The sequence below is a fragment of the Sphaerisporangium fuscum genome, assembly GCF_018531465.1.
GTDB lineage: Bacteria > Actinomycetota > Actinomycetes > Streptosporangiales > Streptosporangiaceae > Sphaerisporangium > Sphaerisporangium fuscum.
The window spans coordinates 113080-138773 of sequence record NZ_JAHDTF010000019.1 but is presented as its reverse complement, the minus strand read 5'-3'; the positions used below and the strand labels follow the sequence as shown (position 1 = coordinate 138773).

Here is a 25694-nt window from a genome sequence, read left to right as displayed (position 1 = left end):
CGTTAGGCGATGAGCCGGGACGCGTGTAGGCGCTCGTCCAGCTCGGCCACGGCGCGGGTACGGTGCCACGGGCCGAGCTTCTCGCGCGTCTCGACCACCGACCGCACCAGGCGCGGGGAGGTGTTGTGCACCGCCAGCCGTGCCGCCTCCCCGAGCTCCCGGCAGGCCTCGTCGATCTCGCGCAGCCGGAGATGGGCCTGCGCGGTCTTCAGGCGGATGTAGGCGACATTGCGGACGAATGTCGGGTCGATGCCCGCGACGGCGGTGGCGGCCACCTGGAGGGCCTGTGCGGGATCGCCGGTGTCCAGCAGGCAGCCGGTCTTGGTGGAGAGGTACTGGCCCTCCCCGTAGAACGGGACCAGACGGGCACCCGGATCGCCGGGGTCGGCCCCGTGGAGCTCCCGCCGGGCCTGGTCCACCGACCTGAAGCAGCGGGTGTGGTCGGCCCGGCGCGCGCCCTTGGCCGAGCGCCTGACCACCGCCGCGTACGCCCGGGCGCCGACGTCGCAGGCGTAGGCGGTGAGCAGCCTGCTGCCCGCCCGCTGCCCCCACGCCAGGGCGCCCAGCGCGTGCTCGACCCCGAGGCGCGGGTCGCCCCGCCAGGTCGCGAGCTGGCTCCAGTTGGCGAGGACCATGCTGCACATCGCGTCGTCGTCGGCCTGGTGGGCGGCGTCGCGGGCCTTGGCGTAGTGGTAGTCGGCGCCGCGGAAGTCGTTGAGGTTGAACAGCATCCACGCGGTGCAGCGGCGGATGTCGGCCAGCAGGGACAGCAGCTTGGGCCGCATCCGCTCGGTCACCCCGTTCGACAGCAGGGAGACGACCAGGTGCTGCTGGGCGAGCACTGTGGCCACGGTCGCCTGCGGGCCGAGGGCGTCCTCCTGGCGCATGCAGTGGCGCAGCACCGCCTCGATGTGGCCCACCGTGGTGTCGTCCACCCGGCTCGGATCGCCCATCGCCTTGCTGAGGCGCTGTGTCTCGTCGCCGTTCAGCCGGTCGAGGGCCGGCGAGGCGTAGGCGGAGGTGGCCGCCGCTCCGATCAGGGCGAGGAGGTCACGTCGATTCATCTGCGTTGCCCAATCCGTCAAGGCGTGGACGAGCTGCTCGAACTCCCGGTCACGCAGTTCTCCCGGCGACGTCGGCCCGGGGAGCGGCTGAGTCGGCAGGATGCCCTTAATGTCGCTGAATGTGAGGTTAGTTGGAGTATGTGGGGGTGGGATATCCCGCCGACCGGAGACATTCGCGTTCTCGTCGACCCCCGTGTGGTCCTCGCCGTCGACCAGGTCGCAGGCCCGGCAGCCGTAGATGCGGGCGAGCCGGTTGAGGCCCGCCATGGGCGGCTCGTTGCCCGTGACGCCTGGCCAGGCCTCCCAGGACCCGAGCTTGCGGACGCTGAACGGCTCGGACGGCCACAGCGCCTTCCACTCGGCGACCACGCGTTCCTGCGTGTAGCGGTGCGCCTCCCGGAACGCCTGCCGGGCGTTGAGCCGGTAGCGCCGCCGGTACTCCTGAGCGATCTCGGCCCAGGTGGAGCCCCGTTCGCGCAGCTCGGTGGTGAGGCGGTCCATCTCCTCTTTGAGGCTGCGTGGCTTGCGTGGCATCGCGTACCCCTCCGACCCCCGTTGGATTCGTAACGCCGCCACCGACAGTAGTCAAAGCGATTCCATGACTACGCAGGGTTGCCGGAAATCGGCGACCAGACCGCCGGTTTCCGCGACGAGCGGCGGTACGCGGGGCCGATCCGCCCTCGCGGGCTACAGACGCCCCCGGTCTGAGCGCCTGTTCGGCCCGGCGTCGCCCACCGGAAGGTAAAGGTCCGGCCCCGTCCGTCCTTCGTTCGCACGGCGGGAGCCGTCTCGAGGCCGATGCACCCCTAAGCGCGAAAGGCCAGGGAGATTCCTGATGACCAGCATTCCATCCTGCCCCCGCGAGGCCCGCTGGGAGCTGCCCCCCGATCCGGGCGTGACGGCCAAGTGCCGCGCGGTCGTGCGGGAGACGCTCGCCGAATGGAGGCTGCAGGGCCTGACCGACGACATGGTGGTCGTCGTCACCGAACTGCTCGCCAACGCCCTGATCCACGGCGGTCCCCCGATCCGCGTGGCCCTCGTCGCCGCGGACCGCACCCTCACCGGCTCGGTGAGCGACGGCGGCCCCGGATGGCCGTGCCTGCGCACCGCCGGCACCGATCTCGAGCACGGGCGCGGCCTGCGGATCGTCACCGCGCTCACCGACTGCTGGGGCGTCGAACCGTGCCCCGGCGGCAGGGGCAAGACGATCTGGTTCACCCGCGCCCTGGCCGGCTGACCGCCCGGCCCGAGGTCAGTAACCGGCCCCGGTGAGCAGGCCGCCGTCCACGGTGAACTCACTGCCGGTGCAGTAGCTGGAGCGGTCGGAGGCGAGGAAGGCCACCACATGGGAGACCTCGACCGGCTTGGCGAACCGCTTGATCACCATGGCCTTCATGAAGGCCTCGCCGTCGACCTCCGCCGCGATGTCGGGATCGGCCACCATGGGGGTGTTGATGGCGCCGGGATGCACCGAGTTGACGCGGATCTTCGCCGGGGCCAGTTCCCGGGCGGCCGACTTCGTCACCCCGCGCACACCGAACTTCGAGGCGGCGTAGGCCGACATCCCCTCCGCGCCGATGAACCCCTCCACCGACGAGATGTTCACGATCGAGCCGCGCCCCGCGGCCTTCATCGGCTCGATCACCGACTTGATGCCCAGCCAGGTGCCCTTGAGGTTGACGTCGAGCACCCGCTGGTACTCCTCGACGCTCATGTCGGCGATCCTGCGGAACTTCAGGATCCCGGCGTTGTTCACCAGCACGTCCAGCTTGCCGAACGTCCCGGTGGCGACCTCGACCGTGTGGGACCACTCCTCCGCGCGGGTCACGTCGTGCCGCACGAAGACCGCGCCGGTCTCCTCGGCCAGCGCCTTGCCCTCCTCTTCGAGCACGTCGCCGAAGACCACCCGCGCCCCTTCCTGGACGAACAGGCGGACGTGGGAGGCCCCCATGCCGCGCGCCCCGCCGGTGATCAGGGCGACCTTTCCCTCGAGCATCCCCATCGGTTCCTCCGGAAGTCGTAGTCGGGTGGCTAGGCCGGCGCGGTGGCGGCGGCGCGGGCACGCGCGTGGCGTTTGCCGGCGGCGACGGCGACGGCCGCGGCCTCCACGGAGCGGTAGACGGGGATCCCGCCGGCGGCCGCGACGGCGCGCACCTCGTCCTCCACCCCCGGCGGGGCGCACTCCCCGTTGCGCGTGACGAGTGTGATCCGGGTGCCCGGCAGCAGGGCCTGGGTCTCGGCGAGGTGGCGGGTGTAGGCGTAGAGGGGCTCGGCGGTGTCGCCGTAGGTGAAGAAGCTCTGCACGTTCACGTGCGCCACCACGTCCGGGTACGGCCGCCGGGCCTGGATGGCGGCGATCGCCTCGCGTACCAGGTCGGGACGCGCCCTCGGCCCCACGGGGATCTCCAGCGGGTTGGCCAGGGAACTGCCCACGCCGAGGCCGAGCGCGGTGAGCGCGTCCCGGGCCTGCGGGGGGAGCGGGTCCAGCGCGAGGCCCGCCCCGTCGAGGACGTCCGCCGCCAGCACCGCCGCCCCGCCGCTCGGCCCGATGACGAGCACCCCCGGGTCCCCGGGCACGTCCGCGCGGGCCGCGTGGGCCTGGAAGAACGCGAGCGTGCCGATCAGGTCGTCCTGGCTCGCCACCAGCGCCGCGCCGCACTGGTCGGCGACCGCCTGCCAGACGCGGCCCTCGCCCGCGAGGCCCCCGGTGTGCGACGCGGCGGCGCGGCGCCCCTGGGCGCTGCGGCCGCCGACCAGCAGGGACACCGGCATCCGCCCGCGCACCGCCATGAGCGCGTCCAGCAGTGCCCGGCCGTCGCGCGGATCCTCCAGATACAGGCCCACGACGGCGGTCTCGGGATCGGCGGCGAGCCAGCGCAGCAGCTCGGCCGGGGTGACGTCCAGCGAGTTGCCCACGGTCGCCACCCGGCTGAACGCCAGGCCGCGCCGCTCGCCCACCTTGACGACCTCTCCCGCCAGGCCGCCGCTCTGCGAGATCAGGGCCACGCTCCCCGGCCGCCCCTGCTCCCCGCCGACGAACGTCTGCCGGCCCCGCGGGCTGTAGACGCCCATGCAGTTGGGGCCGAGCAGCCGGGTCCCGGCCTCGCGCGCGGCCGTGACCAGGTCCTCCTCCAGCTCCGGGTGGCCGAGCTCGCCGAACCCGCCGCTCATCACCTGGACGAACGGAACGCCCGCCGCCTGCCGTACGACATCCGGGCAGCGCGTGGCGGGCACGGCGACGAGGGCATAGTCGGCGCCGCTGTCAGAAAGCGACGGTACGGCGGGCACCCCGGCGATCTCGGCGGCCTCGGGGTGCACGGCGACGAGAGGGACGCCGGTCAGCTTGTAGAACTCCAGGAACATGTTGCCGAAGTTCGGCCGGGTGGTGGAGGCCCCCACGACCGCCACCTTCTTCGGCTCGAACAGCGCGGTGAAGTCCGTCATCGCCGCCGGGCCGCGCGGCGTCCCGGACGGCCGGCCTGAGGGGATGTGGCGGGCGTCCACCGCGACGGCCCCGGCGGGGGAGGCGATCACGGGGTTCAGCTCGAACTCGCCGAGGTCCAGATCCCTCCACAGGCCGTCCTCGCCGGCGAGGCGCACCAGGAGCTCGACCAGCGACCCGAGGTCGGCCGCCGGCGTGCCCCGATGGCCGGACAGCAGGGGAGCGCCTCGCAGCGACGCCAGCATCTCGCGGGCGTCGGCCTCGCCGATGGGGCACAGCCGCAGCGCGGTGTCCCGCATGATCTCGGTCCACACGCCGCCGAGCCCGGCGAGGACGGCCGGTCCGAACGCGGGGTCGCGGACCAGGCCCACGATCAGCTCGACCCCCGGGGCCGCCTGCTCCTCGACCAGGAACCCCTCGGGGGTGATCCCCTGCGCGGCCAGGCGCCCGCGCATCTCCTCGGCCGCCCGCGCGGCCTGTGCCGCCGAGGCCAGCCCCAGCCGTACGGCCCCGGCGTCCGACTTGTGCAGCAGGCCCGGACCGTAGGCCTTCAGCACGAGCGGTGGCGCGAGCACCTCGGCCGCGCCGGTGATCTCGGCGGGCCGGGACGCCGTGACCCCCCTCGGGACGGCGACGCCGGCGTCACGCAGCAGCGCCTTGACCTCGTGCTCGTGGATCATCGGCGCTCCGCCGGGAGGCCGTGCCGCTTGTAGATCATCTCCGCTCCGCCGGGGCCGCGGCTCACGCCTGCTCCAGCAGGTGGCCGTAGCGTTCGCGGATCTCGCGGCGCAGCAGCTTGCCGGGTCCGCCGGAGGCGTCCTGGAAGTGCGGCAGTTCCTCGGCGACCACCACGCGGTCGGGCCGCTGGTGCTCGGGCAGGCGTTCGGCCAGGGCCGCCGACAGCTTCTCGGCGTCCAGCGACCGCCCGGCCCGCGGCACCACCGCGAGCAGGATCCGCTGCTCGGCCGCGTCCCGGCCCTCGACGTGGGCGGGCACCCCGACCGCGCCCGCCTCCGCCACGCCGTCCAGCGTCACGGCGGCCTCCTCCACGGCCGCCGGCTGGCTCCACCGGCCGCCCTTGAGGATGGCGTCCTCGCGGCGGCCCAGCACGGTCAGCGTGCCGTCCTCGGACACCACACCGAGGTCGCCGCCGACGTACCACCCGTCGCGCAGCACCTCGGCGGTCCTGTCCGGCAGCTTGTCGTACCCGGCCATGCGGTGCGGCCCCGCCAGGTTGATCTCGCCGGGCCGGCCCACCAGGCGCTCACCGGCCGGGCCGGTGACCCGGACGGCGCAGCCCGTCCTCGCGCGGCCCGACGACCCCAGCGGCGTGCCGCCGTCGTCGACCCGGCCGACGCAGGTGTAGGGGGCCTCGGTCTGGCCGTAGTAGCTGTAGACACCGGCGCCGGGCAGGCGTTCCTTCATGCGGGACAGCAGCGCGGCCGACAGTGGCTCGCCACCCAGCATGATCACGCGCAGCGTCGACAGGTCGGCCCCCGCGTGGTCCTCCGAGCCGAGCAGCGCGGCGTAGAACGACGGGATCTGGCTGACGTGCGTGACCTTCTCGCGCGGCACGACCCGCAGGAAGTTGGCCGGCCCCCAGTCCTGCTCCAGGACCAGGCGCATGCCGGTGTAGAGGGCGGGGCCGACGATGGCGGGGAAGCCGATGCCCCAGATGATGGCGCCGGTGCCGAACACCGAGTCCGGGCCGCGCGGCACGTCGAGCCAGATCTGCGCGGTCGCGAGCGAGGAGGCGTGGGTGTGGACGACGGCCTTCGGCAGGCCCGTGGTGCCGGAGGTGTAGTAGAGGGCCAGCGGATCGTCCCAGAACCCGCCGAGCTCCGGCTCGCCGTCCGGGGCGGCGGAGGTCAGCGCGTCCAGGTCCACCACGTCGGCGTCGGTGCCGGGGCCGCCCACCTTGATCCAGGTGGTGACCCCGGGCAGGTCCCGGCGGATGCGGCCGGCGAGCTCCTCGACCGTCGCGTCGTACACGAAGGCCGTGCACTCCGAGTGCGCCACCACCGCCCGAAGCGTCTCCACCGGCCAGTAGGGGTTCAGGGCGGAGGTCAGCGCCCCCAGCTTGGCCTGCGCGAGGTACACCTCGGCGACCTTCAGGGTCTCGTTGAGCAGCACGGCCACCCGCCGCCCCGCCTGGACGCCCGCGGCCCGCAGGGCGTGGGCGCGCCGGTTGACCACCTTGTTCAGCTGGTCGTAGGTGAAGCTCTGTTCGCCGCAGTAGGTCAGCGCCACGTCGTCGGGGGTGCGCAGCGCGTTCGCGGTGAGGACGGCGTAGCCGTAGTTGCCGTAGGGGTTGCCATGCGGTCGAGCCATGGACGGCCTCCACACGAGGTAGGTGTCGCCGTGTCGCCGGGGGTGCGGCTCAGGGGGCGGCGGGGGGTTGCAAGGGGGCGTACAGCACCAGGACGTTGCCGGACGGGTCGCGCAGCACGGCCCTCATCTCGTGCGGGCCGGCCTCCGGGCCGTTGACCAGCTCCGCGCCCGCGGCCGTCAGGTCGCGCACGGCCTCCTCGACGTCGCCCACCTTGTAGGAGGGCGCCGTGACCGCCCCCGCCACCTGCTCGGCCTGGGCGGCGAGCGCGATGGTGATGCCGCCGCCGTCCAGGGCGGCGAAGCGGTCGCCGTCCCGGAACTTCACCTTCAGGCCCAGCACCTCCGAGTAGAAGGTCACCGCCTTACCGAGGTCGTCCACCGGGATCAATACGTTGCCGAGCTTCTGGGCGTGCGCGCTCACGCCGGCCTCCACTGTGGTAGATCGTCGTCGTCGAAGGTGACCCGCACGGGCATGCCGATGCGCACCCGTTCCGGTGGGCACCCCACCACCCGCCCGAACGCCCGTGCGCCCTCCGGCAGGTCGACCCAGGCCAGCACGTACGGTTCGCGTCCCCGGAACTCCGGGACGAAGCTCCGGTGCACGACCGTGAAGGTGTGCACGAGCCCGTCTCCTGAGACGGGCGCGAACGGCGGGCCGGGCGTCCCGCAGTAGGGGCATTCGGCGGCGGGCAGGTGCACCCGGCGGCCGCAGGCCGCGCAGGCCTGGACGACCAGCTCGCCGCGGCGGCAGGCGTCCCAGTAAGGCGAGGTGTCACCGCTCATCGCAAGCCAAGCTAGCGCACGCTTGGTTGTCCGACAAGGTCCAGGAGTGCCGCTATTCGATCACGTTCGGGTACCCCGCCATTCGACCACTTCGGGCCACCCCTGCCACAACCCCGGCCCCGGGTCAGTCCACCCCGGTCCGCCGGCCGCCCGGCGACACCCTGGACAGGGGACGACTGCCGCACTGGGGGCTGGGCCGGTCGGGTGCCGGGTGCGGCGCGATGGGCGGGCGGGCCCCCTCACGACCCGCCCGCCCACCCCCGTGTCCGCGTCAGTCGATCGTCGGCTCGACGGTGGGCTCCTTCGTGGGAGGCTCGTGCGTCGGTTCCTTGGTGGGCTCGTGGGTGGGCTCCCGCGTCGGCTCGCGGGTGGGCTCCTTGGTCGGCTCCTTCGTGGGCTCCTTCGTCGGCTCCTTCGTCGGCTCCTTGGTCGGCTCCGTGCAGGGGACGCCCCGCCGCACCACCTTGCCGCTGTCGTCCGCCGACCCGAGGGCCGACTCGACGTGCACCGAGACCCTTCTCGCGTCCACGTACCCGCACCGGGCGACGCTGCCGAACCGGACGGAGTAGGTGCGGTCGTACGCCGTGCCGCCGGACAGGGTCTCCTGGCGCCCGTCGGTGTGCTGGACGGTGCGTTCACCGATGGTGACGGTCTGCGTGAAGCCCACGGTGAGCTTCACCGGGCCGGTGGTCGAGCTGCGCACCCTGACCGTCGCGGCGGTGCCGTTCCACGAGGTGATCGAGACCGTCGGCGGCGCGCACCTCGGCCCGACGACCCGCACTTCCTTCGACTGCGCGCCGTTGGCGGCGGCGGGCTGCGTGGTCACCCGCACGCCGAAGTACGCGACCGTGCCGCAGGGCACGTCGCCGAGGTCGCCCGCCAGCGACAGGTCGTAGGCGGTGTCGCCGGACAGCGTGCGGCTCGCCTGGTCGACGACCTTGGCCGTGCCCTCGCCTTCCCGGCGCGTGAACTCGGCCGCCAGGCGCACCGCGCCGGGACCGTCGGTGCGCACCCCGACGGACGCCGTGCGGCCGTTCCAGCCGAGGGAGAGGTTGCGCACCGAGGGCGGCGCGCACGCCTCGCCCTTCACCGAGACGATCCTGCTGTCGGCCCCGTCGGCGGCCTTCGGCGACGTCGAGACCGTCACCTGCCGGTACACCGTCGTGCCGCAGGGCGGCGGGGCGAAGCCGCCGTCCACCGACCGCGTGTAGGACGTCGCACCGGTCAGCGCCAGCGTCTTCGTACTCCCCGGCGTCAGCTCCGACCGCGACCGCCCCTCGGCGAACCGCACCGTCAGCGTGACGTTCTGCGCGGTCGAGGCGCGCAGGGTGACCGTCGCCGTACGGCCGTCGAACCCGGTCACCGCCAGATCGCTCACCGCCTGCGGCGTGGGCGTCGGAGTGGGAGTGGGTGTGGGGGTCGGCGTCGGCTTCGGAGTCGGGGTCGGCTTCGGCGTCGGGGTGTGCGGCGGCGTGTGGGTGGGAGAGGCCGTGTGGCTCGGCGCGGCCGTGTGCGTGCGGCTGGGCACCGTGGCGGGGCGGGTGGAGGCCGGAGGCCGCGGATCGGTGGTCGCCGGGTGCCCCGGGCTCGGCGTCAGGGGCTTCTTGGCGAGCGCCTTGGTCGGATCGCCGGCCGGGTCGTTCACCTGCGCCCGCGCCGTCGGCTTCGTCAGCGCCACGTCGCGTACCGGCGTGTCGTGGCGGTTGGCGGCCAGCACGGCGATGACCACGCCCACCGCGAGGATGCCGGCTCCGACGGTGCCGGCGAGCAGGCGGCCGTTCTTGAGCGGCCGGCGCAGCACCGTGCGGGCCAGGCTCGTGCTCGCCTGCGGCTGTTGCTCGGAGAGCGGGAAGAACAGCGCCAGAAGGGCGGCCAGCTCGGCCAGGTGGCGGCGCCCGCGGTCCTCCCACTCCGGGCCGTAGGCCGCGAGCGCCGCCGTCTCCAGCTCCGCGACGAACGTGGCGGCCGACGTGGGACGGTCGGCGGGATTCTTGGCGAGACCGCGGGCCACCAGCATGCGTACCGAGCCCGGCACGGCCTCGACGGGGATCGCGCCGCTCTGGTGCTGGTGCATCAGCGCCGCCGGGTGATCGCCACGGTAGGGCCTGTGCCCGGTGAGGCACTCGAAGAAGACGCACGTCGCGGCGTAGACGTCGGTCGCCGGACCGGCCGGGGCGCCGTTCCACTGCTCGGGCGCCATGTACGGCGGGGTGCCCGACGGCGTGCCAGGGCTGCCGGCGGGCGTGGCGATGCCGAAGTCGGCCAGCTTGCTGAAGCCGTCGGGCTGGACCAGGACGTTCTCGGGCTTGTAGTCGCGGTGGACGATGCCGGCGGCGTGCGCGGCCGACAGCCCGAGCAGCGAGCCCTTCAGCACCACCAGCGCGGCCTCGGGGCTGGTGGACCCGTGCTCGCGGAGGATCGCGCGCAGCGAGACGCCGTCGACGAGCTCCATCACGATGGCCGCGCCCAGCGGGCTCTCGACGTACTCGTAGAAGCGGACGATGTTCGGATCACTGATCTCGACCATCGTGCGCGCCTCCTCGCGGAAGGCGGCCAGGAAACGCGGATCGGCCCGGAGCTCGTCGCTCAGGTATTTGATCGCCACATGGGCGCCCGTGCCGCTGTAGGTGGCCAGTACGACCCGGCCGCTGCCGCCGGTGCCGAGCACACGTTCTTCCCGGTACCCCGGAACGGTCCAGGCGTCCATCGTTGTCCCCTCGGAGTGACCAAAGCTCCTGACTCCCCAGACGACGGTCTCACCGGAACCGCCTGTTGTCACGAGTTTGGTAGATCACCACTGTGACGATTCAATTACGGAAGGTATGCCGGTTCAGCATATGTCAAGGTCTCGGTAGCTTTTCCGGCAAACCGAGCAATGGCTTGGTACAGGGAAGCATGGGAGACGCCGGCACGGCGGACGAATCCGGCGACACCGCGATGCAACCCGTCGGCGGGCCGGCGGCATCTCCCGGGATGTGAAGCTACTTTCCTGGGAGCCCTATGAGTTCCGATGAGGAGTACACGGCCTACGTCGGCGGGCGGCTGCAGTGGCTGCGGCGTACCGCCTACCTGTTGTGCCAGGACTGGCATCGGGCCGACGACCTCGTCCAGACGACGATCACGAGGCTCTACGTCAAGTGGCGCCGGGCCCGCGCGGCGGACGACATGGACGCCTATGTCCGGGTGATCCTCATACGGGTCTTCCTCGCCGAGCAGAGGGCGGGCTGGTTCTCCAGGGTGAAGGTGACCTCCGAGCCGCCGGACGTCCTCGGGGACGCCGCGGAACCTGACCTTGGTCAGCGTCCTGCCCGTCGTGACGTCGACGGTGGCGAGCATGTGGTGCCCGGCCTCCACGCCATCGGTCCCTTCCTGACCGTCGGACGCCACGTAGGCCACCCTCCGCCCGTCGGAGGCGGGCAGGCTCGTCTCCGACACACCTATAGCTACCGGGCATGGTCCGGTGCTCTGGTGGTCCCCGGCTTCCACTAGTCCTGACCGCGGGTTCCGGGAGAGGCGTCCGCGGGGGGCTCGGCCGGAGATCGTCTTCTGCTGCGATGGGTGGCTAGCCGAACAAGTGCTAGGTAGGTACAGTCGGGCCGGGCCCCTGTGCGAGGGCTGCGCGCCTCGATCGCCTCTGGCCGGCGAGGGAGTGGGGCCGCTCGGAAGGAGACACGATCATGCCGGTGGATCTCGGGGCGATGGTGGCGCCCGGCCGTACGGCGGTGCTGGTGATGGAGATGCAGCGCGGCGTGGTCGGGGACCTGGCGCGGTTTCCGGAGCTGGTGAAGGCCTGCGACCGGGTCGGCGTGATCGCCAACACCCACGCCCTGCTGGAAGCCGCCCGTGCGGCCGGGGTGCCGGTCGTCCACTGCACCGCCGCCTTCCGGCCCGACCGGGCCGGCTCGCACGCGCGCAACAGCCCGTTCATCACCGTCCTGCTGAAGGACCCCGCGCACATGCTGGAGGGCACCGGCGCGGTGGAGGTCGTCCCCGGCCTGTGGGACCCGTCGGACCTGGAGTCGCGGCGCGGCCACGGCTTCTCGCCCTTCACCGGGACGTCCCTGGACATGCTCCTGCGCTCGCTGGACGTCTCGACCGTCGTGGCCGCCGGGGTCTCCCTCAACCTCGGCATCCCCGGCCTGGCCCTGGAGGCGGTCAACCTCGGCTACCGGGCGGTCGTGATCACCGACGCCGTGGCCGGTTTCCCCGAGTCCTACGCCGAAGCCGTCCTGGAGCACACGATCGGCCTTCTGGCCGCGAGAGCGAAGACCGCCGAGCTCGTCGGCGTCTGGGGTGCGCGGGAGGACCGCCACTCTGGCTGAGCAAGTGCTTGGTTGCTAGGGTTCGAGGTGTGATGGACGGATTGTGGCTGGGCGGGCGCACCGCGGTGGTGACCGGGGGAGCGGGGGCGATCGGGGCCGCCATCTGCGCCGACCTGGTCGCGCTCGGAGCCGGCGTGGTCGTCGCGGACGTGGACGGGGCCGGCGCCGCCGAGGTCGCCGCGCGCCTGCGGGAGAGCCGCCGTGAAGGGGCGGCGGGGGCGGTGGGAACGAAGGTCGACCTCGCCGACCCCGGATCCATCCAGGAGTTCTGTGACGCGGTGGGGCCGGTCGACATCGTCGTCCACAACGCCGGGGTGTCGATCGTGGAGCCGTTCGCCGGCAGTGATCCGGCCGGATGGGACCTGATGTGGAGGGTCAACCTGCGGGCCCCGATGCTGCTCACCCGCCTGCTGCTCCCCGGGATGCTCGCGCGCTCCTGGGGCAGGCTGGTCTTCATCTCCTCCGACGGCGCCCGCGCCGGATCGGGGGGCGAGGGCGCGTACGCCGCGACCAAGGCGGGACTGTTCGGCCTGGCCAAGACCCTCGCCAGGGAGGCCGCGCGGGGCAACGTGACCAGCAACGTCGTCTGCCCCGGTCCGACCGACACCCCGATGCTCCGGCGGATCGACGCCGAGAAGCCGGGCCTGGTGGACAAGATCGCCAAAGGCATACCGCTGCGGCGTCTTGGGCGGCCCGCCGACGTCGCCGGGCTGGTGGCGTACCTGTGCACCGAGCGGGCCGCGTACGTCACCGGCCAGACCCTGTCGGTCAGCGGCGGAATCACGATGCATTGAGCGCGGGGGCCCGGTGCTCAGCCGAGCGAATCGTAGACGGCCTCGGCCAGGCGATACGCCCGCAGGCTGCCCGCGATCGCGTTGGCCATCATGTTCATCGTGTAGCCCATCGCGAGCCCGTGACGGACGTCGCCGAGGCCGAGGAAGCCACCGAAGCCGGTGTGCCCGAACGCCGTCTCGGCTCCCTTCGCCGGGACCAGGAACGCCGACGAGGGGCGCATGTACCCGAGGCCGAAGGAACTGTCGATGAACATCACCCGATCGGGGCCCTCGACCCGGCGGCGCAGCGCGTCCCGCAAGGTGTCGGGCTTGAGGATGTCGCCCGAGACCAGATCGCGGTAGAACCCGGCCAGGCCGCGGGCCGTGGTGATCATGCCCATCGCGGGCCAGCCCGCCCGCATGATCACCGGGTGGTTGGCGCCTCCCTTCAGCCTGTTGGGGCTGGGGTTGCTCATGGCCCTGTTCATCAGGCTGTCCTTGTCGATCGAGGCGCGCGCCAGCTCGTACACCGGATCGCCGGGCCCCTTGCCGGGCAGTCCCGCCGCCGCCCCCGCGGGGCGGGTGCCCGGCACACCGTCTCCGGCTCCCTCGGACGTCCGGCCGCCGTCCGCGCCGGGACGGCCGCCGTTTGTCTCGGGACGGCCGCCGTCGGCGCGGCCGGAGGCGAGGCGTTGCCCGGCGGACAGCCGCGCGGTGCGGGCGATGACGTCGTCGGGCGCGCCGAGCCAGAGCTCGAGGCCGCGCGGACCGGCGATCTCGTCCGCCACCACCTCGCCGACCGTCCTGCCGGTCACCCTGCGCACCACCTCGCCGACGAGGAAGCCGTAGGTGAGGGCGTGGTAGCCGTGCGCGGTGCCGGGCTCCCAGATCGGGGTCTGCCCGGCGAGCCGCGCGGCGATGGCGGCCTGGTCGCCGAACTCCTCGATCGGGACCTCCTCCTCGATCACCGGCAGGCCGCTCTGGTGGCTGAGGAGGTGCTCGATGGTGATGTCCTGCTTGCCGCCGGACGCGAACTCGGGCCACACCTCCGCGACGCGGCCCCGCACGTCGACGAGCCCCCGCTCGGCGAGCATGAGGAACGCCGTGGCGGTGACCGCCTTGGTGCACGAATAGGCGAGCGCGGGGGTGTCCCGCTCCCACGGCCGCCCGGTGTGCCGGTCGGCGACCCCGTCCCACAGGTCGACCACCGGCTCGCCGTCGAGGAAGACGGCGAAGGCGGCGCCCAGTTCCTCGCCCTTGGCGAAGTGGTCGTCGAACACCTCGCGGACCCGGGCGAACCGGGGATCGCAGTGGCCGTGAGCCGTCATCCGAACCTCCGCACCTCGTGTAGAAGGGAGCGCTTGCTTGGTCACCGAGCCTAACAACTGGGGGCGCTTCGGCCCAGACGATCAACGCGGCACCCTGAACCTGCTGACCCCCGCCGCCGTCCTCCAGGCCCTGGGCGCCGCATCCACCGGCCAGGTCGTCAGCCTGTCGATGCCGATCAGAGGAGCGACGTCGTCGCCGGCGCCGACGACCGTCCCGCACCTCAAGGGGCGGCCGCTGCCCCAGCATTTCATGTCGGTGGACGGCGGCGACTACGCGGCGGGCGCCCGCGCGATCGGCGCGGGGCTGAGCATGGCGGACGACGCGTTGATCGTCACCCCTCACGGCACGAGCACCCACATGGACGCCCTGTGCCACATGTGGTCCGGAGAGACGCTCTACAACGGGCACCCGGCCGCGCGCGTCCGGTCGTACGGGGCCTCCCGCTGCGGCATCGAGACCGTGGGGGGCGTCGTGGGGCGGGGGGTGCTGTTCGACGTGCCGAGGCACCTCGGGGTGGAGCACCTGCCCGTGGACTTCCGCGTGTCCGGCGACCTGCTGGAGGAGATCGTCCCCGATGTACGGCCGGGGGACGTCGCCGTCGTCCGCACCGGCTGGCCGGTGGTGTGGGAACGGTCGCGGGAGGAGTACTGGTCGGGTCAGCCGGGGCTCTCGGGGGACGGCGGACGGTGGCTCGCCGCCCGGGACGTGTCCCTGGTGGCCTCGGACAACGCGGCCATCGGCGGCCTCAACGCCCGGCAACTCGCCGACGAGGGCCTGGACGACGACCTCCACATGGTCCTTCTGTGGCGGCACGGGATCCACCTGGCCGAGATGCTGTGGCTGGAGGAACTCTCGGCGGCCCTGGCCGCGCCGCCTTCCACTCCCGAGCCCCCCGCCTCGGAGGGCTCCGCGTCCGGGGGCGGGCGCAGGCATGATTTCCTGTTCATCGCGGCCCCGCTGAAGATCGAGGGCGGCACCGGCAGCCCGATCAACCCCCTCGCCGTCCTGTGAGTGGGCGAAGGGACGCCGGGCCGGTCAGGTGGTCCGGAAGGCGCCGGCGTTGCGTGCGCACCAGGCGGCGAAGGTGCGGGGCTTGCGCCGGAGCAGGCGCTCCACGGTATCGGTGCGGAATCCGGCGGTGTCGGCGCGCATGAGGTGGAACCCCTCGATGATGGCCTCGGCCAGCGCCGGGGGCGCCCCGTGGGGGAATCGGGAGGCGACGGCCTCCTCCGCGGTGGTCACGGCCCGGACCGTGATGTCCCGGCCGGCCGCCGCGGCGAGGATCTCGACCTGTTCGGCGACGGTGAACAACTCCTCGCCGGTGAGGACGTACTCCTGGCCCTGGTGGCCGTCATCCGTCAGGGCCAGGGCGGCGACGGCGGCGATGTCGGCGGGATCGATCGGCGCGTAGCGGCCGGGGCCGACCGGATCGAGGACATGACCCTCCTCGCGGATGGTGGGCAGCCAGTCGAAGGCGTTGGTCATGAAGCCGCCGGGCCGCAGGAAGGTGGCCGGGATGCCGGAGGCCCGGATGACCTGCTCACGTTCGTGGTGCCAGCGGCCCATGGCGGGCATGGGGTCGCCGAGCACGTTGAACGAGGAGAGGTGCACGATGTGGCGCACGCCGGTGGACCGGGCGGCGGCGACGGCGTGCCGGGTGTGGTCGAGGCCGATGCCGGGGGTGAGCAGGAACAGCCGTTCGACCCCGGCGAAGGCGGGCGGCAGCGTCGCGGGGTCGTTCAGGTCCGCCACGACCCGTTCGGCCCGCTCGGGCAAGGTGGCGGCGCGGGCAGGGTCGCGGACCAGGACGCGGAACGGCACGCCGGTCTCGTCCAGCTCGCGGACGAGCTCGCGGCCGACGTTCCCGGTGGCACCGGTGACCAGTATCATGAGAGCCTCTTAATCGTGAACCGGTTAATGATCAGAAAAAACGTTAACCGGTACACGATTTACTGTCAACCGCACCCTGCCGCGCTCGCGACATCACCTGGAGGCCCTGGACGTGCCCGAATTCCTGGACATGCACAGCAAGACGTCGAAGGCGCTGCGGGCGGCGGCCGAGGCGGCCGTGCGGCGCCACGGGCTGCACCTGGGGCAAGATCACCTGCTCGCGGTGCTGTGGCGGCAGGACGGCCGCACCCCGGGCGAGGTCGCCGCCGAGCTGAACGTCACCACCTCCAACGTGGTCAAGGCGGCCACCCGGATGGCCGCGGCGGGCCTGCTCATCCGACGCCGCGACGACCGGGACAACCGGCTGGTCCGGCTGTGGCTCACCGACGCCGGACGCGCCCTGCGGACGCCCATCGAGACGGAACGGCGGCTGCTGGAAGAGAAGGTCACCGCCGACCTCACCGAGACCGAACGCGAACATCTCCTCAGCGCACTGAGGAAGATCCACCGCTCGGCGAACGCCCTGCTGGACGCCCCCGTCGACCACGGCGACTCGGCCACCGCCTGACGTCGCCCTTCTCCGCGCCGTCGTCGATCGAGCCGGGCGGGGCGTCACAAGGTGGTCAGGTGCCGGGGTAGGCGCCGCCTCCGTACAGCTCGTCCAGGGCGTCGTAGTCCGGGGTGAAGCCCTTCTTGGGGATGGCGTCGGTGAACTCCACGTGCCTGGGCTTCTTGTAGGAGGCCAGCAGGCCGCGGGTGTGCCCGACGATCGAACCGGCGTCCGCCGTCGCGTCCGGCTTCAGGACGACGATCGCCTTCACCGCCTGCCTCCAGCGCTCGTCCGGGACGCCGATCACGGCCGCGTCCGCGACGGCGGGATGGGACCTCAGGGCGCGTTCCACCTCGGCCGGGTAGATGTTCTCGTTCCCGGACTTGATCATGCGCAGCTTCGGGCCGACGAAGGTGAGGGTGCCGTCGGGCTCCCTGCGGCCGAGGTCGCCGGTGTGGTGCCAGCCGCCCCGGAACTTCCGCTCGTTCAGCTCGGGCCTGTTGAAGTAGCCGGAGAAGATCGACTTGCCGCGCGCGCAGATCTCCCCGACCTCGCCGGTCGGCACCTCCTCGTCCGCGGGGTCCAGCAGCCGCACCTGGACGAGCGGCGAGGGCCGTCCGGCGTACCCCGCGCCTCCGGGGGCGAGCCCGAGGAACGTCAGCATGCCGCCGACCTCGGTCTGGCCGTACCCGCCCATCCCGGAACGGCACCACGGCGTGTCGGACACCGTGATCATGCTGTCCCACTCCGCCGAGTGGGAGACGAACCCGAGCGACTTCAGGTTGTACCGGCCGCCGGCGTTGGCCGCGACGACGGCGTCGATCATCTGGCCGAACAGGAAGGCCTGCGTGCACGACTCGGCCTCGATGAGCCTGCAGACCTCCTCGGCGTCGAAGGTGGGGGTGAAGACGTTGGTGCCGCCGGCCAGCAGGGTGGCCAGGCAGAACATCATCGTGCCCACGTGGAACAGCGGTCCGCTGTTGAGGAAGGTGAAGCCGGGCTCCATCTGCCGTACGTGCAGCAGGGACGCCGCGTGCGCGATCAGCGCCGCGTGGCTGAGCAGCGCGGCGTTCGGCCGCCCGTCGAAGGCCGCGGTGTAGAGGGCCAGCACGGGCGCGCCGTCGTCGCCGAAGTCCCCCAGGCCGGGCGAACCGTCCCCGCGGGACCGCTCCTCGTGCTCCCCCTCGGACGGCCCGCCCCGCACGGCGCCGGCGAGGAACCGCTCGTACTCCTCCCCGGACGGCACCCACCGCGCGCCGTCCGGGGGCCGGGCCGCCTCCACGGCCTCCGAGGGCTCCCATACGACGACCTTCGGGGTGAGGTCGGTGAGCACGAAGGAGAGTTCGTCCGGTGACTGACGCCAGTTGGCCGGGCAGAAGATCGCCCCGAGCCGGCCGCAGGCCAGCAGCAGCTCGAGTACCCGGTGGGAGTTCCGGCCCACCCACAGCACCCGGTCTCCCACCCCGACGCCCTCGGTGGCGAGCGCCCCCGCCAGGGCGGTGACGCGCCGGTCGAGCGCGGGGTAGTCCAGCCGGACGTTCCCGTCGACCACGGCGGTGACCAGCGGACGGCTGCGGCCGTGCTCGGCGAGGACGTCCGCGAGGGTCAGACGGTGGACGGTGCTCATCGCGCCTCCTGAGCGGGAGTGGTTCTGTCAGTCGCGGAAGGCCGGCATGACCTCGGCGGCGAAGAAGCGCATGACGTTCTCCATCTCGTCGATCGGGATGGGCCGCGTGCTGCCGAAGTCACACATCAGATCGCTGAAGCCGAAGTCCTGAAGCATCCTGATCTGGCTGATCACCCGCTCGGGGTCGCCGATGACCTCCAGTTGCTCCCACCGGAACTCGTTGCTCACCGAGCCGCCCTTGAGGTAGCGGTTCTGGTAGTACTCGAACCCCTGCGCGGCCTGTCCGGTGCGGGAGTCGATGGGCGCGCTCTTCTCGTTGAAGATCCGCGACCGGTCGAACATCTTCTCGAACCTGGCCTGGTCCTCCCTGGCCTGCTCGATGGTCGGGGCCACGTACACCGTCCGGGCCACGACCAGCCCGGCTTCGGTGACGTCGTGCCCGGCGGCCTCGGCGGTGGCGCGCCACGTCTCGGCGGCCTTTGCGATCTTGTGGAACGGCGCCGCCGGGTCGGCGAGGATCGGCAGGCCGCGCTCGGCGTACATGGTCACCGTCTCGGGCGACACCGCGGCCACGTGGATCGGCGGGTGGGGGGCCTGCAGCGGCCTCGGCACCAGCGACACCTCGGTCCCGGTCCTGTAGAACTTCCCGGCGTGCTGGTAGTTGTCGGTGCTCCACAGGCCGAGGATCATCTCCAGCGACTCGTTGAACCGGTCGCGCGCCTCGGCCAGGTCCACGCCGAAGCCCTCGAACTCGAAGCTCTGGTAGCCGCGCCCGATGCCGAGGTCGAGCCGGCCGCCGGACAGCACGTCGACCAGGGCCGCCTCCTCGGCGACGTGGACGGGGTTGTGCAGGGGCAGTACGACGATCCCCGTTCCGAGCCGGAGCCGTTCGGTCCGCGCGGCGAGGTGGCCGAGCATGGTGAACAGGTTGGGGACCACGCCGTAGTCGCGGAAGTGGTGCTCGGCCAGCCGCACCCCGTCGAAGCCCAGTTCCTCGGCGAGCTCGACGAGCCGCACGTGGTAGTCGTAGACGTCCTTGAAGCTCTGGCCGTCGGACCGGTGGAAGAGGTGGAAGGTCGAGAACTTCATCGGCAGTACCCCTGGCGGTCGTCTCCACATGCCCTGTCGGTCGCGCCCGTGCCGTGCCCCCGGTCCACCGGTGACCCGGATCGGTCACCGTAAACCAAGCGCTCGCTTGGGAAGCGTATCAGGTCGACGCCGCGATGGAGAGCCCCGTTCTCGCCGGGGGTGACGATTCGGACGCCCAGGCCTCCGGCGATCATGAGAAAGCGCCGGTGCCGGCCGGGAGCCGAGGTTCCCTTCGCCTCGGCGACGGCCCGGGGCGCCGCCCTGTCGTGGAGCGGCCGGGCGCCGCCGGCCCGAGAACCCTTAACGGACGCGGCGTCTGCCGACGACGAGCAGCACCTCGCGCAGGGCGTCCGCCGCGCGCCGCAGGGTCTCCTCGGGAACGCCGGCCATCACCTCGTCGTGCGCGTCGCCCGCGCCCTGCAGTGTGATCGTGGCGATCCGGTGCCCCTCGTCGGTGAGCTCGACCCACCGGCTGCGCGCGTCGCCGGGGTTGTCCTCGCGCCGCACGTAACCCGCTCTGGTCAGCCGTTGCAGCACGTTGCTGATGCCGCCGGAGGTCAGGAACAGCCGGCGGGTCAGCTCGCTGGGCTTGAGGCGGTACGGCGGGCCGACGCGGCTCAGCGCCGCCAGGACGTCGAACTCGGCGTAGGTCAGCCCCAGCTCGGTGAGCCTCGCCTTGGTGGCCTGCTCGACCAGCAGGCCGATGCGCGAGCTGCGCTTGGCGAGCTCCAGGGACGCGATCAGCCGTGAGGAGAGCCCGGACTCCTCCCATCGCGGGACCAGCGCGTCGACCTCGTCGCGGGATTCGTCGTGCTGCACCCCAGAAGGCTACTCCTCATCCAGATTGCTTTCTGAAAAGCTTTCTTCTAAGTTACCGCTCATGACTTCACGCCTTCTCCTGCGCAACGGCCTGCTCGTCGACACCGAGCCGGTCCCCACCACCACCGAGCGGGGCGACGTCCTCGTCGAGGACGGCGTCATCGCGGCCGTCGGCGCCGGGCTGCCCGACGCCCCCGGCGCCGAAGTGATCGACGCGACCGGCATGATCGTCATGCCGGGGTTCGTCGACACCCACCGGCACACCTGGCAGGCCGGCATCCGCTCGGCCGCCCCCGACATCGACTTCCCGGGCTACCTGGGCCGCGTCCTCGGCCGGTACGCCCCCCGCTACCGCGCCGAGGACGTCTACACCGGCAACCTCGCCGGCGCGCTGGAATGCCTGGACGCGGGCATCACCACGCTCGTCGACTGGTCCCACATCAACCTCACGCCCGCGCACACCGACGCGGTGGTCCAGTCGCTGAAGGACGCCGGCATCCGCGCCGTCGTCGGCTACTGCTACGGAGGCGACGGCGGGCCGGAGGGCCTGGCGGCCGAGGGGCGCCGGGTGCACAAGGAACTCACCGGCGACCTGCTCTCGATGGCGGTCGCGGCGCTCGGGCCCGAGATCGTCAGCGAGGAGCAGGCCCTGCACGAGTGGCGGCTCGCCCGCGACCTCGGCCTGCCCGTCACGGTCCACATGGGCGGGCACGGCGCCGAGAGCGCCGAGCGGGGCCTGGCGTTCCTGCGGGAGAACGACCTGCTCGGCACCCGCACCACCTACGTCCACCCGAACTTCTACACCGATGACGCGCTCGGGAGGATCGCCGACAGTGGAGGATCGGTGTCGCTCTCCCCGGTCGTCGAGGCGGAGCTCGGCATCGGCTACCCGGCGACGGGACGCGCGCGGGCGCGCGGGGTGCCCGCCGCGCTCGGCGCCGACACGGTGGCGAGCGCCCCGGGTGACATGTTCAGCCTGATGCGGGCCGCCTACACGCTGGAGCGGGCACGTCCGGAGGGCGCCGGCATGGAGTTCACCACCCGCGACGCGCTGCGGATGGCCACCATCGAGGGGGCCGAGGTCGCGGGCCTCGCCGACGTCACCGGTTCGCTGCGCACGGGCAAGCAGGCCGATCTGATCATGCTGCGCATGGACGCCCTCGGCCACGCCCCGGTGCACGACCCGATCGGCGCAGTGGTGCTGGCGGCCGACACCAGGGCGGTCGACACCGTGATCGTCGGCGGGCGCATCGTCAAGCGCGGCGGCACGCTCCTGCACCACGACGTGCCGGCCCTCGTCGCGGCCCTGGCCGAGTCGGGCCGCCACATCACGGCCTCATGAGGCGGGTCGGTGCGGCTCCCGGGGGCGCTCAGCCCTCAGGGGCGAGGAGCCGGGCCGACTCCGACTCGTGGGCGAGCCTCCTGAGCACGTCGAACGCCTTGCCGTACAGCACGGTGCCGACCACCAGCGACTCGACCGCCGTCTCCCGGGGGCCGTCGAAGGGGATCTTGGTCATCTCGCGCTCGGCGACCAGGCGCAGTATGACGCCGGCGTGATGGCGGAGCTCCCCGTCGGTGGCCGGCATGCCGAGCTGGTCCATCCGCACCAGGATCTGCGCCAGCTCGTCGCGGGTGGGCGCCTCGGGATGGATGTGCCAGCCGAGCTCGGCGATCAGGGTGTCCACGCGTTCGCGGGCGGCCTGGTGCGCCTCGTCGTCCGGCTGCACCTCCACCGGTGAGGCCAGCGCGTAGTGCGCCGTGCCCAGCATCTGGTGGACCGGCAACGCGTCGTCCTCGACCGCCTCGATGATCTGGCTGATGGCGGCGACGGGCAGGCGGCCGACCTCCAGCAGCGCGCGGATGAGCCGGAGCCTGCGCAGATGCCCCTCGCCGTACTCGGCCCGCGTCGCGGCGGTCTGCTCGCCCTGGGGGAGCAGGCCTTCGCGCAGGTAGTACTTGATCGTGGGGATCGGGACCCCGGAGGCCGCGCTGAGCTGGGAAATCCGCATGCCTCATCTTACCCCACTGGATACTTCAGCTATCCAGTGGGCTTCCGTCAGGTGCGGGGGACCAGGCCGACCCCGCCGAGGCCGCCGGGGGCGGAGGGGTCGATGTCGTAGTCGAAGTCGGGACGCCACGCCTCGACCTGGACCACGCCGGGTTCCACCAGCTCCAGCCCCGAGAAGTACGACACGATCGTCTCGCGGTCGCGCATCTTCAGCGCTCCCCTGGTCTGGGAGTAGATCTTCTGTGCCTCGTCGACGCTGTCGGAGCCGCGGTCGCCCCTGAAGCCGTGCGAGAGCACCATCGCCCCGCCGGGCGGGAGCCGGTCGCGCAGGTAGGCCACGATGCCCGCCGCCTCGGCGTCGTCCTCCACGAAGTGCACCACCGCGCACAGGATGACGGCGAAGGGCTTGCCGAAGTCGATGTGCGCCCGCACCCCCGGGTGCTCGATGATCGCCCTCGGGTCGCGCAGATCGCCCTCGATGACGATCGTCTGCGGGTTGTCGGCGAGCAGCGCGCGGGCGTGGACGAGCACGATGGGGTCGTTGTCGACGTAGACGACCCGCGCGTCGGGCGAGGCCTCCAGTGCGACCTGGTGGACGTTCTCGGCGGTGGGCAGCCCGGTGCCGATGTCGATGAACTGCTCGATCCCCGACCGGGCGAGCAGGCGCACGGCTTTCCGCAGGAAGGCGCGGTTCTCCCGGGCGATGTCCCGGGCGCGGGGGAAGAGCTTGATCACCCTCTCGGCCGCCTCGCGGTCGGACGCGAAGTTGTCCTTGCCTCCGAGGTAGTAGTCGTACATGCGGGCAACGCTGGGGATCTTGGGATCGATCCCGGGTGGAGCCTGCTCCTCGCTCATCCGCCCTCGCCTCGTAGTCCCCTGAGACGTCATCTCGCGAAAACGCCCTAGGGGTGAATATAGACGAAAAGCCCGAGATAGTTGATCATGTGGCGGTTTTCCGCCTGGTCGGCGTCCGGGTGTCGGGTCCTCGACGCGGATTCCGTCTCCAAACCGAGCAAGCGCTTGCCTAATTGGGATGGGCGGCGTTAGCGTGACGGCGTCGACTCGAAGCAGCGAGCGGGTGGCCTGTGACCCCGTCCTCCAGCCGCCGCTCGCCGGGGCGGATCGCGCCCTGCCCCGGCGAGCGGCTCGTATCCGAGAGGTGCCATGCAGGAGTTCGCCGGCCGCGCGGCCGTGGCCGGGATCGGCATGACCGGGCTGACCCGGCGGTCCGGACGCACCGAGCTGGAACTGGCGGTGGAGGCCTCACGTGCCGCGCTCGCCGACGCCGGGATCGAGCCGGGCGAGGTGGACGCCGTCCTCAGCTACCACCTGAACGACTCGGCGCCCGTGGTGCAGGTCGCCCGGGCCCTGCGGATCGGGACGCTCGGCTGGCACAACGACATCAGCGGCGGCGGCACCCAGGCGGCGTCCATCCTCGGCGACGCCGCGATGCTGATATCCACCGGCACGGCCGCCAACGTGCTCGTCTACCGGGCGCTGAACGGGCGCTCCGGCACCCGCATGAACACCGTCTCCACCGGCCCGCAGGAGAGGTTCACCATCCCGTACGGCATGGCGGGGCCCGTCCCGATGTTCGCCCTCGCCGCCCAGCGCTACCTGCACGACACGGGCCTGACGGAGGAGCACCTGCACGCCGTCGTCGCCCAGTCCAGGGAGAACGCCGCCGGCAACCCGCGCGCGCTGCGCCGCGAGCCGCTCCCGCTCGCGGAGTACCTCGCCAAGCCCTACGTCTGCACACCGCTGCGCACGGCCGACTGCTGCCAGGAGACCGACGGCGCGTGCGCGCTGGTCGTCCGGGACGCGCGGCTCGCGCCCGAGGCGCCGCGCGTCCACGCGGTGGTGCGGGGCGGCGGCCCCGGATGCTCCACCATGGACCGGGCGCCCGACGTCACCACGATCTTCTCCGCCTACGTCGCCCCGATGCTGTGGAAGACCTCGGGGCTCACGCCGCGCCACGTCGAGGTGCCGCTCCTCTACGACGCCTACTCCTGGCTCGTCCCCCGGCAACTGGAGGACTTCGGCCTGGCCGAGCGCGCCGACCTCGGCCCGTACCTGCTGGGACGCGGCCACCGGAAGGTCAACCCGCACGGCGGCCTGCTGTCGGAGGGGTACGTGCACGGGCTGAACAACCTCGCCCAGGCCGTCCGCGAGCTGCGCGGCGGGGACCACGGGACCGCCCTGGTGACCGGCTTCGGCGGCAGCTACGGCAGCGCGGCCCTGCTGGTGGCGGCCGGCTAGGCGACCGGGAGGTTCTTCAGCGCCTCCCGGCGGCTCAGGCCGGTCAGCCCCTTGTGGTCGACGTACCTGACGACCTCGGCCGGGCTGGTCTTGGCGTACTCGCGCAGTGCCCAGCCGATCGCCTTGCGGGCGAAGAAGTCGGTGTCGGACAGGCTCGGCTCGATGCAGGCGTACAGCAGGCCCGGATCGGTGCGGTCCTTGAAGGCGTTCTGGCAGAGGATCGAGGTGCGCCGCTTCCACAGGTCGTCGTCGCGCGACCATTCGAGCATCAGCGGGCGCATGGTGTCGGGGAAGGCGCGCAGCAGCCCGCCGACGCGGTTGATCGCGAGGTCGTCGACGTAGTCCCACCAGGCGCCGGTGACGATCATCTCCTCGTACATGGGCACCGTGTAGAGCGTCTGGAACTCGCGGTAGTAGCGGTGCGCGGCCAGCTCCATCGCGGCGTACCGCTCCTCGCGGTACTCGGCGTCGCGCCACACCGCGAGCACCGCGCGCCGCCACTCGGGCGCGGCGTCGATGCGGCGCTCGGCGAGCACCCGCTTCACCGCCGCCCGCCGCGGCACGGCCTGCACCCCGAGGAAGGGCATCGTGGACTTCATGTACGCCTGCATGGCGGGGGCCTTGTCCGGATCGGCGACTTCGGTGAGCGCGACCCGGATGGCCTGGTGGAGTGGGGTCATGCCTTCTGGCTGCTCCGCTCGCCGGTGGCCAGGCCGTCGAACAGGACGGTGATGTAGTGCTCGGCCAGGCCGTTGGTGTTGAGCCGGCCGCCGGGGCGGAACCAGCGCACGGCGACCCAGATGGTGTCGCGGATCATGCGGTAGGTGAGCTTGGGGTCGACGTCGGGGCGGAACAGGCCCTCGGCCTGACCGCGCTTGATCTGCTCGACCCACATGCGCTCGACCTCGTCCTCGGCCTTGATGAGGTAGTCGAAGCGGTCGCCGGGCAGGGAGCGCAGGTAGTTCCAGTCGTTCTGCATGACGGTGATGGCGGCCCGGTGGGGCTCCAGGGTGCTGAAGCCGATGCGCACCATCTCCGACAGCACCGTGCGGGCGTCGCCTTCGCTCTCGAGTGCGACGCGGTAGCGGCCGATGAGATCCTTGAGGAACGTCGACAGCACCTCGTCGACGATCGTCTCCTTGGAGTCGAAGTGGTGGTAGAGGCTTCCGGAGAGGATGCCGGCCTCGTCCGCGATCTCGCGGACGGTGGTCGCCTGGAAGCCCTTGCGCGCGAAGAGCTCGGCGGCGAGCTTGACGAGGTGGTCGCGGCGCTCGGAGGCGGATCCGGACGCGGATGCCCGCCGTGTGGTGCCCTGGCGCTTGGCCGCGGAGCCGCCCCGCGCGGGAGCCGCTCCGGCCGCCCCCGCGATCGCCGAGGTGCCGCCGGCGTTCTTTCGCGTGTTCACGCC

At 72.3% G+C, this 25694-nt stretch carries 24 protein-coding genes and 1 pseudogene; 9 read left to right on the top strand and 16 right to left on the bottom strand.

Features of this window, described 5'->3' with window-relative positions:
• Positions 1 to 2: 2 nt before the first annotated feature.
• The gene (locus KIK05_RS24050; RefSeq protein WP_214413068.1) at positions 3 to 1598 is read right to left on the bottom strand and encodes an NsdA family TPR-like regulatory protein; all 1596 of its coding nucleotides are present in this window, start codon (positions 1596 to 1598) and stop codon (positions 3 to 5) included.
• A 301-nt stretch (positions 1599 to 1899) separates the two neighbouring features.
• Here KIK05_RS24050 and KIK05_RS24045 point away from each other — a divergent pair, with 301 nt between their 5' ends.
• Positions 1900 to 2301: an ATP-binding protein gene (locus KIK05_RS24045; protein WP_214413067.1), complete on the top strand. Its 402-nt coding sequence runs from the start codon at positions 1900 to 1902 to the stop codon at positions 2299 to 2301.
• Positions 2302 to 2316: 15 nt separating this feature from the next.
• Here the strand turns inward: KIK05_RS24045 and KIK05_RS24040 are convergent, their stop codons facing one another.
• From KIK05_RS24040 to KIK05_RS24020, 5 genes are all read right to left on the bottom strand, one after another.
• Positions 2317 to 3060: a glucose 1-dehydrogenase gene (locus KIK05_RS24040; protein WP_443729129.1), complete on the bottom strand. Its 744-nt coding sequence runs from the start codon at positions 3058 to 3060 to the stop codon at positions 2317 to 2319.
• Positions 3061 to 3095: 35 nt separating this feature from the next.
• Positions 3096 to 5186 (bottom strand): acetate--CoA ligase family protein, encoded by a 2091-nt coding sequence (locus KIK05_RS24035; RefSeq protein ID WP_214413065.1) that lies wholly within the window; start codon positions 5184 to 5186, stop codon positions 3096 to 3098.
• 61 nt (positions 5187 to 5247) lie between these two features.
• Complete coding sequence (locus tag KIK05_RS24030; protein WP_214413064.1) at positions 5248 to 6837, bottom strand: class I adenylate-forming enzyme family protein; 1590 nt, start codon at positions 6835 to 6837, stop codon at positions 5248 to 5250.
• A gap of 49 nt (positions 6838 to 6886) precedes the next feature.
• Complete coding sequence (locus KIK05_RS24025; RefSeq protein ID WP_214413063.1) at positions 6887 to 7258, bottom strand: VOC family protein; 372 nt, start codon at positions 7256 to 7258, stop codon at positions 6887 to 6889.
• Positions 7255 to 7620 (bottom strand): Zn-ribbon domain-containing OB-fold protein, encoded by a 366-nt coding sequence (locus KIK05_RS24020; RefSeq protein WP_214413062.1) that lies wholly within the window; start codon positions 7618 to 7620, stop codon positions 7255 to 7257. The genes KIK05_RS24025 and KIK05_RS24020 overlap by 4 nt, the downstream gene beginning before the upstream one ends.
• Positions 7621 to 7841: 221 nt before the next feature.
• Between KIK05_RS24020 and KIK05_RS49760 the strand changes: the two genes are divergently transcribed.
• Positions 7842 to 8189, top strand: coding sequence for a hypothetical protein (locus tag KIK05_RS49760; RefSeq protein ID WP_504740192.1), 348 nt, complete (start codon positions 7842 to 7844; stop codon positions 8187 to 8189).
• A 1406-nt stretch (positions 8190 to 9595) separates the two neighbouring features.
• Here the strand turns inward: KIK05_RS49760 and KIK05_RS49755 are convergent.
• Positions 9596 to 10327 (bottom strand): annotated as a pseudogene (locus KIK05_RS49755) (serine/threonine-protein kinase); the annotation flags it as partial.
• 293 nt (positions 10328 to 10620) lie between these two features.
• On the opposite strand from KIK05_RS49755, the gene KIK05_RS47175 reads away from it, so the two are divergent.
• The 3 genes from KIK05_RS47175 to KIK05_RS24000 all read left to right on the top strand — a co-directional run bounded on the left by KIK05_RS47175 (position 10621) and on the right by KIK05_RS24000 (position 12736).
• On the top strand, positions 10621 to 11109 hold the full coding sequence (locus KIK05_RS47175; RefSeq protein ID WP_250563327.1) for a sigma factor: 489 nt from the start codon (positions 10621 to 10623) through the stop codon (positions 11107 to 11109).
• Positions 11110 to 11297: 188 nt separating this feature from the next.
• Positions 11298 to 11942, top strand: a complete 645-nt coding sequence (locus KIK05_RS24005; RefSeq protein WP_214413060.1) for a cysteine hydrolase family protein — start codon at positions 11298 to 11300, stop codon at positions 11940 to 11942.
• 32 nt (positions 11943 to 11974) lie between these two features.
• On the top strand, positions 11975 to 12736 hold the full coding sequence (locus tag KIK05_RS24000; protein WP_214413155.1) for an SDR family NAD(P)-dependent oxidoreductase: 762 nt from the start codon (positions 11975 to 11977) through the stop codon (positions 12734 to 12736).
• A 17-nt stretch (positions 12737 to 12753) separates the two neighbouring features.
• Here the strand turns inward: KIK05_RS24000 and KIK05_RS23995 are convergent, their stop codons facing one another.
• Positions 12754 to 14043 carry a serine hydrolase domain-containing protein gene (locus KIK05_RS23995; RefSeq protein ID WP_214413059.1) on the bottom strand — a complete coding sequence of 430 codons (1290 nt, stop codon included), beginning with the start codon at positions 14041 to 14043 and terminating at the stop codon, positions 12754 to 12756.
• A 37-nt stretch (positions 14044 to 14080) separates the two neighbouring features.
• Between KIK05_RS23995 and KIK05_RS23990 the strand changes: the two genes are divergently transcribed.
• On the top strand, positions 14081 to 15055 hold the full coding sequence (locus tag KIK05_RS23990) for a cyclase family protein (RefSeq protein WP_214413058.1): 975 nt from the start codon (positions 14081 to 14083) through the stop codon (positions 15053 to 15055).
• A gap of 24 nt (positions 15056 to 15079) precedes the next feature.
• On the opposite strand, the gene KIK05_RS23985 is transcribed toward KIK05_RS23990, so the two are convergent.
• Positions 15080 to 15934 (bottom strand): NAD(P)H-binding protein, encoded by an 855-nt coding sequence (locus KIK05_RS23985; RefSeq protein WP_214413057.1) that lies wholly within the window; start codon positions 15932 to 15934, stop codon positions 15080 to 15082.
• 112 nt (positions 15935 to 16046) lie between these two features.
• On the opposite strand from KIK05_RS23985, the gene KIK05_RS23980 reads away from it, so the two are divergent.
• A complete protein-coding gene (locus tag KIK05_RS23980; protein WP_214413056.1) occupies positions 16047 to 16502 on the top strand; it encodes a MarR family winged helix-turn-helix transcriptional regulator in 456 nt (151 codons plus the stop codon).
• A 55-nt stretch (positions 16503 to 16557) separates the two neighbouring features.
• Here the strand turns inward: KIK05_RS23980 and KIK05_RS23975 are convergent, their stop codons facing one another.
• The 3 genes from KIK05_RS23975 to KIK05_RS47170 all read right to left on the bottom strand — a co-directional run bounded on the left by KIK05_RS23975 (position 16558) and on the right by KIK05_RS47170 (position 20019).
• Positions 16558 to 18111, bottom strand: coding sequence for an AMP-binding protein (locus KIK05_RS23975; RefSeq protein ID WP_214413055.1), 1554 nt, complete (start codon positions 18109 to 18111; stop codon positions 16558 to 16560).
• Positions 18112 to 18138: 27 nt separating this feature from the next.
• The gene (locus KIK05_RS23970; RefSeq protein ID WP_214413054.1) at positions 18139 to 19200 is read right to left on the bottom strand and encodes an LLM class flavin-dependent oxidoreductase; all 1062 of its coding nucleotides are present in this window, start codon (positions 19198 to 19200) and stop codon (positions 18139 to 18141) included.
• Between the two features lie 300 nt (positions 19201 to 19500).
• A complete protein-coding gene (locus KIK05_RS47170; protein ID WP_214413053.1) occupies positions 19501 to 20019 on the bottom strand; it encodes a MarR family winged helix-turn-helix transcriptional regulator in 519 nt (172 codons plus the stop codon).
• Positions 20020 to 20080: 61 nt separating this feature from the next.
• Here KIK05_RS47170 and KIK05_RS23960 point away from each other — a divergent pair, with 61 nt between their 5' ends.
• On the top strand, positions 20081 to 21361 hold the full coding sequence (locus tag KIK05_RS23960) for an amidohydrolase family protein (protein WP_214413052.1): 1281 nt from the start codon (positions 20081 to 20083) through the stop codon (positions 21359 to 21361).
• Positions 21362 to 21389: 28 nt separating this feature from the next.
• On the opposite strand, the gene KIK05_RS23955 is transcribed toward KIK05_RS23960, so the two are convergent.
• Both KIK05_RS23955 and KIK05_RS23950 read right to left on the bottom strand, forming a co-directional pair.
• Positions 21390 to 22028, bottom strand: coding sequence for a MerR family transcriptional regulator (locus KIK05_RS23955; RefSeq protein ID WP_214413051.1), 639 nt, complete (start codon positions 22026 to 22028; stop codon positions 21390 to 21392).
• 47 nt (positions 22029 to 22075) lie between these two features.
• On the bottom strand, positions 22076 to 22882 hold the full coding sequence (locus tag KIK05_RS23950; RefSeq protein ID WP_214413050.1) for an SAM-dependent methyltransferase: 807 nt from the start codon (positions 22880 to 22882) through the stop codon (positions 22076 to 22078).
• Positions 22883 to 23191: 309 nt separating this feature from the next.
• Here KIK05_RS23950 and KIK05_RS23945 point away from each other — a divergent pair, with 309 nt between their 5' ends.
• Positions 23192 to 24286 (top strand): thiolase C-terminal domain-containing protein, encoded by a 1095-nt coding sequence (locus KIK05_RS23945; RefSeq protein ID WP_214413049.1) that lies wholly within the window; start codon positions 23192 to 23194, stop codon positions 24284 to 24286.
• Here KIK05_RS23945 and KIK05_RS23940 read toward each other — a convergent pair.
• Complete coding sequence (locus tag KIK05_RS23940; RefSeq protein ID WP_214413048.1) at positions 24283 to 24966, bottom strand: DNA alkylation repair protein; 684 nt, start codon at positions 24964 to 24966, stop codon at positions 24283 to 24285. The two genes, KIK05_RS23945 and KIK05_RS23940, sit on opposite strands and share 4 nt — an antisense overlap.
• Positions 24963 to 25691 carry a TetR/AcrR family transcriptional regulator gene (locus tag KIK05_RS23935; RefSeq protein ID WP_372455607.1) on the bottom strand — a complete coding sequence of 243 codons (729 nt, stop codon included), beginning with the start codon at positions 25689 to 25691 and terminating at the stop codon, positions 24963 to 24965. The genes KIK05_RS23940 and KIK05_RS23935 overlap by 4 nt, the downstream gene beginning before the upstream one ends.
• Positions 25692 to 25694 lie beyond the last annotated feature (3 nt).

Bases quoted from the DNA above. Each gene is read 5' to 3' on its own strand.
- KIK05_RS47175 (WP_250563327.1), top strand. From the start codon at position 10,621: ATGAGTTCCGATGAGGAGTACACGGCCTACGTCGGCGGGCGGCTGCAG.
- KIK05_RS24050 (WP_214413068.1), bottom strand. From the start codon at position 1,598: ATGCCACGCAAGCCACGCAGCCTCAAAGAGGAGATGGACCGCCTCACC.
- KIK05_RS24000 (WP_214413155.1), top strand. From the start codon at position 11,975: ATGGACGGATTGTGGCTGGGCGGGCGCACCGCGGTGGTGACCGGGGGA.
- KIK05_RS24030 (WP_214413064.1), bottom strand. From the start codon at position 6,837: ATGGCTCGACCGCATGGCAACCCCTACGGCAACTACGGCTACGCCGTC.
- KIK05_RS24020 (WP_214413062.1), bottom strand. From the start codon at position 7,620: ATGAGCGGTGACACCTCGCCTTACTGGGACGCCTGCCGCCGCGGCGAG.
- KIK05_RS24035 (WP_214413065.1), bottom strand. From the start codon at position 5,186: ATGATCCACGAGCACGAGGTCAAGGCGCTGCTGCGTGACGCCGGCGTC.
- KIK05_RS23975 (WP_214413055.1), bottom strand. From the start codon at position 18,111: ATGAGCACCGTCCACCGTCTGACCCTCGCGGACGTCCTCGCCGAGCAC.
- KIK05_RS23970 (WP_214413054.1), bottom strand. From the start codon at position 19,200: ATGAAGTTCTCGACCTTCCACCTCTTCCACCGGTCCGACGGCCAGAGC.
- KIK05_RS24040 (WP_443729129.1), bottom strand. From the start codon at position 3,060: ATGCTCGAGGGAAAGGTCGCCCTGATCACCGGCGGGGCGCGCGGCATG.
- KIK05_RS23940 (WP_214413048.1), bottom strand. From the start codon at position 24,966: ATGACCCCACTCCACCAGGCCATCCGGGTCGCGCTCACCGAAGTCGCC.
- KIK05_RS23950 (WP_214413050.1), bottom strand. From the start codon at position 22,882: ATGAGCGAGGAGCAGGCTCCACCCGGGATCGATCCCAAGATCCCCAGC.
- KIK05_RS23945 (WP_214413049.1), top strand. From the start codon at position 23,192: ATGCAGGAGTTCGCCGGCCGCGCGGCCGTGGCCGGGATCGGCATGACC.
- KIK05_RS23995 (WP_214413059.1), bottom strand. From the start codon at position 14,043: ATGACGGCTCACGGCCACTGCGATCCCCGGTTCGCCCGGGTCCGCGAG.
- KIK05_RS23960 (WP_214413052.1), top strand. From the start codon at position 20,081: ATGACTTCACGCCTTCTCCTGCGCAACGGCCTGCTCGTCGACACCGAG.
- KIK05_RS24005 (WP_214413060.1), top strand. From the start codon at position 11,298: ATGCCGGTGGATCTCGGGGCGATGGTGGCGCCCGGCCGTACGGCGGTG.
- KIK05_RS49760 (WP_504740192.1), top strand. From the start codon at position 7,842: ATGGGCGGGCGGGCCCCCTCACGACCCGCCCGCCCACCCCCGTGTCCG.
- KIK05_RS23955 (WP_214413051.1), bottom strand. From the start codon at position 22,028: ATGCGGATTTCCCAGCTCAGCGCGGCCTCCGGGGTCCCGATCCCCACG.
- KIK05_RS24045 (WP_214413067.1), top strand. From the start codon at position 1,900: ATGACCAGCATTCCATCCTGCCCCCGCGAGGCCCGCTGGGAGCTGCCC.
- KIK05_RS23985 (WP_214413057.1), bottom strand. From the start codon at position 15,934: ATGATACTGGTCACCGGTGCCACCGGGAACGTCGGCCGCGAGCTCGTC.